Annotated in this window: 13 protein-coding genes, 1 tRNA gene, 2 rRNA genes, 1 riboswitch and 1 other annotated feature; of the genes, 10 read left to right on the top strand and 6 right to left on the bottom strand. The window is 43.4% G+C overall.

From position 1 onward, the window contains the following. From BUB66_RS09605 to BUB66_RS09585, 6 genes are all read left to right on the top strand, one after another. A 23S ribosomal RNA gene (locus BUB66_RS09605) occupies positions 1–243 on the top strand; the annotation flags it as partial. 65 nt (positions 244–308) lie between these two features. Then, positions 309–423: ribosomal RNA gene (gene rrf, locus BUB66_RS09600) — 5S ribosomal RNA — on the top strand. Between the two features lie 266 nt (positions 424–689). Continuing rightward, complete coding sequence (locus tag BUB66_RS09595) at positions 690–1,286, top strand: FeoB small GTPase domain-containing protein (protein ID WP_073257962.1); 597 nt, start codon at positions 690–692, stop codon at positions 1,284–1,286. Beyond that, positions 1,264–2,730 (top strand): ferrous iron transporter B, encoded by a 1,467-nt coding sequence (locus tag BUB66_RS09590; protein WP_073257960.1) that lies wholly within the window; start codon positions 1,264–1,266, stop codon positions 2,728–2,730. The genes BUB66_RS09595 and BUB66_RS09590 overlap by 23 nt, the downstream gene beginning before the upstream one ends. Beyond that, entirely contained in the window at positions 2,731–2,904 is a 174-nt protein-coding gene (locus BUB66_RS12245) for a hypothetical protein (RefSeq protein WP_188092892.1), read from the top strand. A 3-nt stretch (positions 2,905–2,907) separates the two neighbouring features. Beyond that, complete coding sequence (locus BUB66_RS09585) at positions 2,908–3,138, top strand: FeoA family protein (protein WP_073257958.1); 231 nt, start codon at positions 2,908–2,910, stop codon at positions 3,136–3,138. A gap of 14 nt (positions 3,139–3,152) precedes the next feature. Here the strand turns inward: BUB66_RS09585 and BUB66_RS09580 are convergent, their stop codons facing one another. Together BUB66_RS09580 and BUB66_RS09575 are read right to left on the bottom strand one after the other, a co-directional pair. Continuing rightward, positions 3,153–4,157 (bottom strand): AIR synthase family protein, encoded by a 1,005-nt coding sequence (locus BUB66_RS09580; protein ID WP_073257956.1) that lies wholly within the window; start codon positions 4,155–4,157, stop codon positions 3,153–3,155. A gap of 29 nt (positions 4,158–4,186) precedes the next feature. Then, on the bottom strand, positions 4,187–4,669 hold the full coding sequence (locus BUB66_RS09575; protein WP_073257954.1) for an ECF transporter S component: 483 nt from the start codon (positions 4,667–4,669) through the stop codon (positions 4,187–4,189). A gap of 199 nt (positions 4,670–4,868) precedes the next feature. Beyond that, positions 4,869–5,079: a binding site (T-box leader), on the top strand. Positions 5,080–5,127: 48 nt separating this feature from the next. Here BUB66_RS09575 and serS point away from each other — a divergent pair. Together serS and BUB66_RS12160 are read left to right on the top strand one after the other, a co-directional pair. After that, entirely contained in the window at positions 5,128–6,408 is a 1,281-nt protein-coding gene (serS, locus tag BUB66_RS09570) for a serine--tRNA ligase (protein WP_073257952.1), read from the top strand. Between the two features lie 97 nt (positions 6,409–6,505). Further along, positions 6,506–6,686: riboswitch (Lysine riboswitch) on the top strand. A gap of 118 nt (positions 6,687–6,804) precedes the next feature. Then, positions 6,805–6,960: a hypothetical protein gene (locus tag BUB66_RS12160; RefSeq protein WP_159431520.1), complete on the top strand. Its 156-nt coding sequence runs from the start codon at positions 6,805–6,807 to the stop codon at positions 6,958–6,960. Between the two features lie 16 nt (positions 6,961–6,976). Here the strand turns inward: BUB66_RS12160 and BUB66_RS09560 are convergent, their stop codons facing one another. Beyond that, the gene (locus BUB66_RS09560; protein WP_073257948.1) at positions 6,977–7,219 is read right to left on the bottom strand and encodes a DUF1540 domain-containing protein; all 243 of its coding nucleotides are present in this window, start codon (positions 7,217–7,219) and stop codon (positions 6,977–6,979) included. 55 nt (positions 7,220–7,274) lie between these two features. Further along, positions 7,275–8,228 carry a glycosyl hydrolase family 18 protein gene (locus BUB66_RS09555; RefSeq protein WP_073257946.1) on the bottom strand — a complete coding sequence of 318 codons (954 nt, stop codon included), beginning with the start codon at positions 8,226–8,228 and terminating at the stop codon, positions 7,275–7,277. 153 nt (positions 8,229–8,381) lie between these two features. On the opposite strand from BUB66_RS09555, the gene BUB66_RS09550 reads away from it, so the two are divergent. Then, the gene (locus BUB66_RS09550; protein ID WP_073257944.1) at positions 8,382–9,197 is read left to right on the top strand and encodes a lipid II flippase Amj family protein; all 816 of its coding nucleotides are present in this window, start codon (positions 8,382–8,384) and stop codon (positions 9,195–9,197) included. A 29-nt stretch (positions 9,198–9,226) separates the two neighbouring features. Here the strand turns inward: BUB66_RS09550 and BUB66_RS09545 are convergent, their stop codons facing one another. Next, positions 9,227–10,615, bottom strand: a complete 1,389-nt coding sequence (locus BUB66_RS09545) for a hypothetical protein (protein ID WP_084098974.1) — start codon at positions 10,613–10,615, stop codon at positions 9,227–9,229. Positions 10,616–10,906: 291 nt separating this feature from the next. Here BUB66_RS09545 and BUB66_RS09540 point away from each other — a divergent pair. Next, a tRNA-Thr gene (locus BUB66_RS09540) sits at positions 10,907–10,981 on the top strand. A 93-nt stretch (positions 10,982–11,074) separates the two neighbouring features. Here the strand turns inward: BUB66_RS09540 and BUB66_RS09535 are convergent. Then, positions 11,075–12,073: a tyrosine-type recombinase/integrase gene (locus BUB66_RS09535; protein WP_244269821.1), complete on the bottom strand. Its 999-nt coding sequence runs from the start codon at positions 12,071–12,073 to the stop codon at positions 11,075–11,077. Between the last annotated feature and the right edge of the window lie 6 nt (positions 12,074–12,079).

The raw sequence follows: 12,079 nt of genomic DNA, 5'->3' as shown, positions 1-12,079 counted from the left end.
CGAGAGGACCGGGGTGGACGGACCGATGGTGTACCAGTTGTTCTGCCAAGGGCACAGCTGGGTAGCCAAGTCCGGGAGGGATAAGCACTGAAGGCATCTAAGTGCGAAGCCTGCCCCAAGATAAGGTATCCCACCCTGAAGAGGGGGTAAGACACCTGGGAGACGACCAGGTAGATAGGCCGGGGGTGTAAGGGCTGTGAGGCCTTGAGCCGACCGGTACTAATGAGTCGAGGGCTTGACCAAGGAGGAGCATACCCGCTGTGTGATTTTGAGGGTGCAGGGGAAGGAATAGAATAGGGAAAGAAGATTTCGGTGGCCATAGCGGAGGGGTAACACCGGTAACCATTTCGAACACACAGGTTAAGCCCTCCAGCGCCGATGGTACTGGGGAGGATTCCCCGGGAGAGTAGGACGCTGCCGAAATCTTTTGTTTTTTATTCTTATTTTGCATTAAAGGAAGCGGCCTTATTAAAAGGCCGCTTTTTGTTTTTTGACAGAACAATCTCTACTAATTTGATAAAAATTCGTGCTTGACTTATGAGTCGAGGTAGTTTATAATAAAACCAGAAAGATGAAAATGATTCTCAAAAGCATATCGATGGTTATGTTGAAATAAATTTTAATTTAAGATTAATTAATTTTTTTGCCCCGTAAATGAGAATGATTATCAAGGAGGGGGAGTTCATTTCATGAATTGCTGTAATAATTCAAACGGAAAAAGTTTCTTCGATAAGATATTAAGAAAAGATCGAGGCGGTATTAAGCAAAATGAAAAGCAAGGCCTAAAAAAGAAAATATTGCTAGTAGGGACACCTAATGTGGGCAAAAGCGTTATCTTTAACAGGCTTACTGGCGCTTATGTTACGGTTTCTAATTATCCTGGGACCACAGTGGAAGTATTTAAAGGGACCTGCCGTATAGGGAGGGAAATATTCGAAGTTGTGGATACACCAGGAATGTACTCCCTTATGCCTATAACGGAAGAGGAGAAAGTTACGAGGAATCTGCTGTTGAACGAGAGACCCGACATAGTCCTTCATGTTGTAGATGCCAAAAATATTGAGAGGATGCTTTCAATGACTTTGCAGCTTAAAGAGGCTGGGCTTCCGGTTATGCTTGTAGTCAACATGATGGATGAGGCTCTGCAGATTGGCAGGAAAATCGATTTCGAAAAGTTGGAGACACTAATCGATATTCCCGTCGTAGGAACATCAGCAGCTTTTAATAAAGGGATTGAGTTGTTGAGAAAGAGGGTGGCAGAATATGTCAAAAAGCGAGCTGCTTGAAAAAAGCAATGTTTTTCAATACGATGACCATATTGAAAAAGCTATTTGTGAAATAGAAAAAAATTTAAAATCTAAATATAATATTTCTAAGCGCTCTATTGCACTTTTATTGCTACAAGAAGACAGGGACATAATTGAAATGGTAAAAGCTAAAGAAAGCAGTTTTACTGAGATAAGCGAAGTAATAAACAAGACAAAAAAACTTTTTTCTGAGCCGTTATATTATGTGATAACTATCCAGAGACAAAAGAAAATAGATGAAATAATATCTAATGTGGTAACAACAAGAAATGATTCTAAAAGACTGATTTCTCACTGGTTAGATAAGATAACCGTGCAACCCTTGACGGGTATCCCAGTACTTCTTCTTGTACTATATTTTGGGTTTTATAAATTCGTAGGCGAGTTTGGAGCCGGTACGCTCGTGGACTTTATAGAAGGTAACATATTTGAAAATTATATAAATCCATGGGTTAATAATTTTGTAACTAAATATATTTCGAATGAAGCAATTCGTGAACTTTTAGCTATGGAATACGGAGTAATAACACTAGGATTGAGATATGCGCTGGCAATCATATTGCCCATCGTCGGAACATTCTTCCTGATGTTTTCAATAATCGAAGATTCGGGATATCTGCCCAGGTTGGCTTTGCTGGTAGATAGATTATTCAAGTCCATTGGCCTGAATGGAAGGGCAGTAATCCCTATGACTCTGGGATTTGGCTGCGATACCATGGCAACACTGGTAAGCAGGACTCTGGAAACCCGCCGCGAGAGGGTAATAGCCACGTTGCTCTTGGCCTTGGCCATCCCGTGTTCCGCACAACTAGGAGTTATAATGGGCATGCTTTCAGGCAAGCCCGCAGCTTTAGCCGTATGGGCCTTATTCGTAGGATTAGTTTTCGTGCTGGTAGGTTACCTTGCTGCTCAGGTGCTGCCTGGCGAAAAACCGGTTTTCTACATGGAGATACCTCCTCTGCGATGGCCCAGGTTGGGAAACATTATAGAAAAAACCGTATCTCGAATGCAGTGGTATTTTCTCGAGATAGTGCCAATATTTATAATCGCAAGTGTATTAATATGGATTGGCAGAATGACGGGGATCTTTGATGCATTAATCCGGTGGTCCGAGCCGCTGATGATGGCCCTTGGACTGCCCCCAGAGACTGCAGAAGCCTTCCTATTTGGGTTCTTCAGGAGGGATTACGGTGCTGCCGGATTGTATGACCTGCAAAAAAATGGTGTCTTAAATGGAGTACAGATGACCGTAGCATCGGTTACTCTCACGCTATTTGTGCCTTGTATAGCTCAGTTTTCGGTGATGTTGAAAGAACGCGGGTTAAAGACCACCCTTGCTATAGTAGCTTTTATATTCCCATTTGCATTTTTAGCGGGGTATATCCTAAACCTTATTCTAAAAGCAGCGGGGGTGGTCTGGTAAGTGAGGTGCGATTTTTGCGGCTATGAATTTAATGAAGAACAGGAAGGAATTAAGGGCTGTACAGGATGTCCTATGGCTGGTCACTGTGGGAAGGTGAAATGCCCGAGGTGCGGTTATGAAGTGGTAAGGTCTAGCAGCTTTTTTAAGTGGTTGAAACAAAGGAGGCATAAATGAAAGATGGGCAGTGAAATGAAACTTCCTGAATTAAAAGAAGGGGATGCTGCAACGATTGTCCGGATCGATACTACCGATGATAAGATCTTAAAAAAACTGATGGCTTTAGGAGTGCTTCCGGGAATGAATGTAGTTCTTTTTCAAAAGTTCCCGTCTTATGTCTTGAAAGTAGGAAATACCCGCATTGCTGCAGATGAGGCGATTGCAAAAAGTATAGTCGTTGTAAAAAAATAGTGCCTTTTGCGGCACTATTTTTTTACATAATGCTTCCCTTTTTCGATAGCTATGTAAAGTTCATCTCTTTCAGGAGGAATTATCGGAATTTTTTCGCCTGACTTTAATAAAAACCTACCTTTCGGAATGACTCTGCCTATAATAGAAGCAGGAATGGATCTTTCATTGAGAGCCCTTACTACTTCCTGGCCTTTGCGGGTGCATATCAGCATCGAGCCGCTTGATATTAGAGCTAGCGGGTCAATCTCGAAGACCTGGCAGATAGCCTGGGTTTCCGGAAGAATTGGTATTCTGTCGGCGTAAACTTCAGCCCCTACTCCCGAAGCCTCAGTTATCTCATAAATTGCGCCTAAAAGTCCACCTTCCGTTATGTCATGCATTGCGGAAACTCCTATGGTGCTGGCGATAAGTCCATCTTCTATTACACTTATATTTTTTACCAGGCTTTGAGCTTTTTTAACGGTTTCTTCCGGTAGCTTTTCTCTCAGGAATTTTTCGAAGTCTAAAGCCAGAATGGCGGTGCCTTCAAGACCTATGTATTTGGTTACGATTATATCGTCGCCCGGTTTTGCACCGGCCGATGTAACGAAACTATCCTTCCTTGTCATTCCGATAGCCGTTGCGGAAATTACTGGCTTCGTTACAGCCGGAGTAACTTCCGTGTGGCCTCCTAGAACTTCTATCCCTATTTCTCTACATGCCCTGTCGATGCTCTCCATGATTTTAAGGAGCATACTTTCACTGCTTCCTTCGGGGAGAAGCAGCGTTATAAGAATTCCTATGGGCTTTGCTCCGCATGCCGCTACGTCATTGCAGGCGACAAAAACCGAAAAATAGCCTCCTTCTGTATCTGCACCCGTTATGGGGTCTGAAGAGGCCACTGCAACGTGGTCTCCAAAATCAATGACACAGCAATCTTCTCCAAAGCCGGAGTGGACAATTACTTCGCTTCTTTTCACACCAAGAAAAGTATATACGCTTTTTTTAAGAATTTCAGGGGGCACTTTACCTGTTTTCATATTTACAACTCCTATATAATCATAATATTTTAATTATCTTTGAGAAGAAAATTCTTCATCCTCTTATAAAGTAGCAAAGCAACGATTGCTCCAACCGATACCTGGAAAAAGTCACCCGCAAGTTCTACTGGGACAGCACCAGGCCCGTAAAGCTTCCAAGCCGCTATTGCATAGCCGGCCATCATGAAAACGGCTCCTAAAACTACACCGGTAACGGGGCTAAACTTAGAAGAGAAGTATCCCACCATGAAACCTTCAATTCCCTTTATAAAAAACGTAATTGGAGCCCACATCGGATAGCCTTTGAGCAAATCGGACAGGGCAGAGCCTACGCTTCCTATTACTGCAGCAGGTATTGCGCCGAAAACTAATGCTACGAGATATATTACTGATTCTCCCAAATTGAAATACAGATTAAAAGTTGGGACAGGAAAGCTCACTACTACTGTTGCTACTACCAGCAATGCCATAAAAAGACCCATAAATGCCAGCAATTTTATGGATTTGTTCATACGTACTCACTCCACAAAAAAATTTTACTGCTATCATCTGTTATTATACTATAAAAAAGCATGAAACTAAAGCTTTAGACACTTAAATAGGAGATTCTTGACTCTAGGCATATTGTGATACGGAAGTTCGGCTTAGAAACTGTAAAAGTTGATTTTTCTGCAAAGTTTGATATAATAATTAGCGAAAAGTGGACATCGTAAAAATGCGATGCAGGGGAAAGCCGTGCTACGGTCTCTTTCAGAGAGCCGGCGGTAGGTGCGAGCCGGCAGAGAAGTAGTCGGAGTTCCGCCCCGAAGCAGCGCCTTCGAAGGCCAAAGCCAACTCTGGCTGGTAGAAGGTGACGGCAAATTCCGTTATAAAAATCGAGCGATAACAAGGGTGGCACCGCGGGATAATCCTCGCCCCTAGGGGTAGGGGATTTTTTTATTTTGAATTATGCGAATAGGAGGTTAATGGGATGCTTGATATTAAAATGATACGCTCCAATCCAGAAGAAGTAAAAAGGGCCTTAGAAAAAAGAGGAACGCAGGCAAACCTCGAAGAATTTTTGAAACTCGACGAAGAAAGAAGAAGTCTTCTGGTAGAGGTAGAGCAGCTTAAAGGCTTGCGAAACCGGGAGTCCGAAGAGATAGCCCGTAGGAAAAAACAGGGCGAGCCGGCCGATGACCTCATAGAAAAGATGCGGGAAGTTTCTGGGAAAATAAAAGAGATGGATGAACGCGTAAAGAAAATAGAAGAAAGACTGGAGCAGCTTTTATTGATGATTCCCAACATTCCTGATGAATCGGTACCGGTGGGGGAGAGCGATGCGGACAACGTGGAGGTAAGGCGCTGGGGCGAACTTCGGAAGTTTGATTTCGATCCTAAGCCTCATTGGGAGTTGGGAGAGGCCTTGGGCATCCTGGATTTTGAGAGGGCTGCAAAGATAACGGGTTCCAGGTTTGTGGTGTACAAAGGGGCAGGGGCGAGGCTGGAGAGAGCTTTAATCAACTTTATGCTGGATCTTCACATAGAAAAGCACGGTTATAGGGAGATATTTCCACCCTTTATTGTAAATAGGGCCAGCATGACTGGGACTGGACAACTGCCGAAATTTGAGGAGGAAGCATTTAAACTGTATAACAACACAGATTATTTCCTCATTCCTACTGCGGAGGTGCCGGTAACCAATCTTCACAGGGACGAAATACTGGAAAAAGACGACCTTCCCATATACTACGTAGCTTATAGCGGGTGTTTCAGAGCTGAAGCCGGGTCCGCCGGAAGAGACACGCGGGGAATTATAAGGCAGCATCAGTTTAACAAAGTGGAACTTGTAAAATTCGCGGAACCAGATAAATCCATGGAGGAGCTAGAAAAATTGACAAAAGATGCGGAAGAAGTGCTGCAGCTTTTGGGATTGCCATATAGGGTAGTGGCTTTGTGCACCGGAGATTTGGGTTTCGCATCGGCGAAGACTTACGATATTGAAGTCTGGATGCCAAGCTATAACCGTTACGTGGAAATTTCGTCGTGCAGCAACTTTAAAGATTACCAGGCCCGAAGAGCCAACATCCGATACAGGCCCGAAAAGGGAGCAAAACCCCAGTACGTCCATACCCTCAACGGTTCGGGGCTCGCGGTGGGCAGAACGACCGCGGCTATACTTGAAAACTTCCAGCAGCCCGATGGCTCTGTAGTAATACCAGAGGTGCTGAGACCTTACATGGGCGGAATGGATGTTATAACTGCAAAATGAAAATGCGCCGGAAGGCGCACTTTTTTCTTGACTTTTGTTGTTCGTCAATATAAAATAAAGTCAATAAATTAAAAACTAAATACCTCATCTCGATAAGGGGTGCGGTAGAGGCGCGGTGCATCAAGAGTAGCCCGTGGAGACGGCGGTCAGTGAAACGGGTGAAAGGGATCACCGCCGAAGCCCTGCAGCCGGCGGGCTGCAGGGCTGGGACTGCATCGAATAGATGCAGTACTGTCACCTGAAGCTGCCCGGGTTTCAGGTGGAGCGCTATCACACGCCGGGGGAAGGGAGGGTAGTGTCTTTTGACCCCAAGCGGCTGTGGTAGTACTACAGCCGTTTTTTGCATATTATTATAGTGATTTATACCTTTTCTAAAATTGAAATGGAGTGAATAAAATGATTGAAGGTGATATTTTGTATTGCGAGGATATTGTGGACTTTTTGAGGAAATTGACTGACAGCGAAAAGAAATATTTCTGCCAGAAAGATATGGCGGAAATTTATGCGGACTTAATAAAGGAAATAATGTGGGTTGATATATACAGGAAATAGCGCACCCCCAGGTGCGCTATTTCCTGTATACCCCATCTACGTTTTTCGCAGCGCTTCCCGCTGCCACAAAAGTTTTACAGCAGGTCTCCATGCAAGTTGAGACAGGGGTCTGCGGAGCGTTCGAGGCCTGCATGGCGTCGAAACTGTCGGGCATTTCGTCTCCTACTTTGTCGGAAGTGATCATGATTTCCGAGGCGTCGCAGATGTTTCCATTTCTCCAGTAATGGCAGTTGGAAACGCTGCAGTGAATTCTAGCCATCAGGATACCTCCTTTTTGTATTTTTCAATTATAATTTTTCTTATTTGAAGTTAATTTATACTAACTTTTTTCGAATAACCCCCCATACCTCAGGATCTTCCAGTCCGAGGCGCCAGACACCAATACCTCCCAGGTTATAGCAAATCGCAAGGTCTAATTTTGCAGAAAAGCTTCTTGAATCTTCGAACCAGACGATGTGTCTTACACCGTCGGCAATATAAGTAAAGGTTGATTCTTGAACTTCATCGTCATAAGTTATGGTAGCACCATATTTCCTTGCAAGATTTACTGCTGACTGGAAAGACAATGTGCGCGGCATACCGCCAGTTTCGACCCAGTCATAGCCATAGACGGCCATTCCAAGTTTTATTTTATGTCTTGGGATTTTCGTTATGGCATAATCTACAACCCTTCTTACAAATCCTATGGATGCTACCGGCCCTGGGGTGCTAAAGTGTTCGTCATACGCCAAGATGTATAGCTCGTCGGAAAACCGTGAAATGGTGTTGTAATCGAAAGCTCCTGAAAACGGATGATGGGGATTGTCCTCCACTTGTGCTGGGACGGAAATTGTGACCCTGAACCCTGGAGAAAGCCGGTGGTACAACTCTTCCATAAAAGTGTTAACGTAATACCTATCTTCAGGCGGTACAAATTCAAAATCTATGTTAACTCCTGCATAATTTTGAGTTAGCAAAAGTGTTTCGATTGAAAATATAAGTTTTTGTCTGATATTAGGGCTGGTCAAAACTTCGTGGATTAGACCGGCCATCTTGGGGTTTGAAAAATTGTGCACTATTGGGATGATTGGGAGTTTGTTCCTACGAGCAATTAATAAAGCTTCGAATTGAGATTGGTCAACTAATGTACCTTTATCGGTTATGCCATACCAAAAGGGAATGAGAAAGTCGATGTCACGAGCATAAATTTCCAAAGCTTTCAAAGTCTGGGCTGTTGAGACATAATACCAATTATTTTCAAGGAATTTATTGCAATTGAAGTCGTTCACGATAAAACCCCCTTCTATAAAACTAATAAAGCCCCTTTTGGATTGGGATTAGGGGCTGCAAGGAATTCTTTTTTGATTTGACTCTTTTCTAGTTATATAATATGCTGGTAAAAGATAGAGGTTGATTAAAAAAAGGCCGGGAGAATTTAAAATATGGAAGAAAACATGGGCAGGTTATTTGCTGTAATAATTTTTACAGCAACTATACATGCGATAGATACGCTTTCCTATTCCGTGAGAATCGCCGGAATAAAAACAAAAAGGCTAGCGATGGCTCTATCTCTTTTTAACATAATAGTATTGATATCAAGAACGGCCAATATGATACAGGCTCCCTTGTTGGGTAGCATGGTGGACAAGGCCATAGCTCAAGGCCAGGTGAGTTTGCTGCTCAAGGGCTTCAGGATGATAATATTCTCCGCTACAGTGGGCAGTATTGTCGGGGCGGCGATGATACCAAGCTTTGTGGAGATTTTTTCTAGGGGTATAATAGCTTTTGAGAGAGCAGGGTCTGTTCCGGTCTTAATATCTAATGCAGTGTACCGTGGATCTTTTAAGAAAATAAAGGAGAGCTTTAAAAAACCGAGGATCAGCCTATTAAAAAGATATTGCTTTGACAAGATACCTCCTACTTTCTTAATCCTAAATTTGATAATTACATCTGTATCTACTATTGGAGTTTTGTCAGCAATTTATGCAGGTGCACTTCTGCCCGATTACCGAATAACAGCAAGCCAGCTTTCGGGGATTATAAACGGAACCGCTACTATCCTGCTGGCAGTTTTAGTAGACCCACAAGCCGCAATGATTACTGACCAGACTTTGCAGGGTATAAGAGAAAGGCAGGAAGCAAATGCGATGGTGGTACTTTTGATTACGGGAAAAATTTTTGGCACGTTGTTGAGCCAGTTGATTTTTCTACCTGCCTCCAAAATAGTCGTTTTACTAACAACTTTTTTAGTAAAGTAAAAAGCGGGGTTTTAATACCCCGCTTATTGTCACATCAAAAACAGGACGGCTGCTATTGTAGATACGATCATACCTATTATTACGGGGATGAAGTTCTTTCTAGCCAAATCAAGCACAGGCACTCCAACTATTCCTGCTACGGCTACCAGCGAGCTCCATGCAATGATGGTGCCGCCGCCAGACCATATTGCACCCATCTGGCCTACGGCTGCCAGTGCGGATGCCACCGATTGATTGCCGGCAGCCATGGCTCCTGCCAGCGTTCCGGTCATTGGCAGGCCTGAAAAGCCGGATCCATCTAATCCGGTAATTATCCCCAGAATAAGCATGCCAAAAGCTGCCAAGAATCCTTTGGCGGGTATATAGCTTGCTAGTATTTTTCCGATATCAAATAGATATCCCGGTGCTCCTTCACCTAAAATTTTTGCTACTGCTTCCGGATTCCCGAGGAAGAAGAATCCTGCGATGGGAAGTATTTGTCCCATTACTTTGAAGGCGAATACAAGCCCATCGGTCAGGTGATCTGCTATCTTATCAAATCCTCCAATACCTTCTACAAGTAGTGTAGCAACGGTCATTATCATTACCGCTGTTCCACCTAGAAGCGCTGAAGCATCTCCCCCTCTTATGTTGAAGCGGAACATGGCAAAAACTACTGCAGCCATTGACAAAACTAAAAGTGCGACTAAAAGAGCGGCATAGTTTTGACCTTTCTTTTCACCAGTGTGAACCTGAACAATCGGTTTCGGTTCGGATGAAGAAGATTGTTTGGCCCCTTTTATTCCAAATGATTCAATATCTTGCCTCATCATTACATATCCTATAATGATTGCCGTAATACCTGTAATCAATGAGAGAACTGCAACGTCGCTTGTAACCATAGAAACAGGGATTCCGGCAGATTTTGCCGAGAGGCCTGGAGCGCCTTGAATGATAAAGTCACCCGATAAAGCCATTCCCTGCCCTGCAAGTGCGAGTGCCATTGCGGCAACCATAGGAGGAAGCCCGGCTTCAATTGCTGCTGGGACGAGGAGGGTACCTATCAATGGAACTGCTGGCGTAGGCCAGAAGAAAAGAGATATTACGTAAGTTGATAAAATTAGTACAACATAACTTACGAAAGGTGATACCATCATTTTTTTCAAAGGTGAAACTAAGAGTTCATCTGCGCCTGTAATGCTGAGAGACTTTAGCATAGCCATCATTAAACCGATAATGATGAATATGCTCCCAAGCTCGAAAAGGGCAGTCAGGTTTGCCTTAAAAACCACAACAACGGCTTGGACTAGAGAGCCCGTGAAAATCAGTCCAATCAAAAATGTAGAGACTATACACGGGATTAAGACATTTCGCCTAAAAATCATTGTGATAACTACCGCTAATGTCCCTAAAGCATAAATCCAATGAGCTAATGTCATGCGAATCCTCCTTTATTAGTTGTTCATTTCGCGGACAATTATTTATCTGTCACCTAAAAAAATTATTTACGTTAACCACCTCCTCATCAAAGATGAGCAAACACTTTTTATTATTAATTTCGACAAATTGTCCTTTCTTCCTTCTTATTGTTAAAAAAATTTTTTTAGAGTCATTTTTGAGTAATTATTATACTATAATTATAATCGAGAGATACTGGGTCTTATTAGTCTTATTGTAAATTAAATGCTTATTGACTATACGTAGTAAAGGATGTAAAATATATTGCGTGGGCTGATGTAGCTCAGTGGCAGAGCAGCGCACTCGTAATGCGCAGGTCGTGGGTTCGAATCCCACCATCAGCTCCAGTGAACATAAGGCTTCTGGGAAATATCCCAGAAGCCTTTTTGGTTAGTTTCCGCCCAGTTTCCGCCCAAAATAAAAAACCCGGCAATCCGGGATTATTTTAGTAGCTGTTCCAGTTTCTCGACGGCTGTCCTCTGCATACCGGGCATGAGGTGTGAGTATATATCGTAAGTTATCCTAACGCTGCTGTGCCCGAGCCTTTCCGATATTATCTTAACGTCCACGCCAGCTTTCAAAAGCAAACTGGCGTGAGTATGCCGCAGGCAGTGGAAGTTAAGCCTGGGCAGGCCGATTCTTTCAAGGAATTCGGGAAACCAGCTGCTTATCGTGTCCGGATGCATGGGAAGGCCGTTGTCCTGGCAGAAGACCAGGTCATAGTCGTTGTAATTTGGCCCGAGAAGCAGCTTTTTTTCGTGCTGCTGCTTTCTGTGGTTTTTCAGTACTTTTATAGCGTCTTCGGAGACATCTATATTCCTTCTACTGTTTTTTGTTTTCGGGGCTTTAAAGAATATGCCTTTTTCCGGAGTATATCCTATTGTCTGTCTTACCTTGATTATTTTTTGCCTTTCGTCTATATCCTTCCACCGCAGTGCAAGCAGCTCACCCCTTCTCATTCCTGTCCTGACGGCAAGAAAAAGAAGGGCATAATAGGGAGTTTCTCTTGCTTTTTCCAGCATATAATTTACCTGCTGTTCGTCCAGGATTTTGACTGCCTGGGTGTTGTCGATTTCATCGTCAGGGTCGTATGTTATAAGTTCCTTTTGAATTTTGGGAAGCTCGACCGAATCAGCTATATTATAGGGTATGAGTTGCTGTTTCACTGCTGTATCGAGAGCCTTATGTATCACTCTGTGATGGTATACAAGGCTTGCCTGAGATAAAGGACCTTTTTTTCCATCCAGCCTGGGGCCTTCTATGAGTTCTTTATAGAACGTCTGCAAATGCAGCGGCTTCAATTTTTCTAAAGGGATGGCTCCCAATTTGGGAATAACCCTTAGGTTTAATATCTGGGAATAGCGTCTGTATGTGTTTGGAGAGTGTCTGACCTTGCAGTAATCTTCAAGCCATTTTTGGAGATATTCGCCGAAAGTTATTTTAGT

This window comes from Caldanaerovirga acetigignens, assembly GCF_900142995.1.
Lineage (GTDB): Bacteria > Bacillota > Thermosediminibacteria > Thermosediminibacterales > Thermosediminibacteraceae > Fervidicola > Fervidicola acetigignens.
The sequence above is the reverse complement of the archived record's forward strand: the minus strand, read 5'-3'. Positions and strand labels throughout refer to the sequence as shown.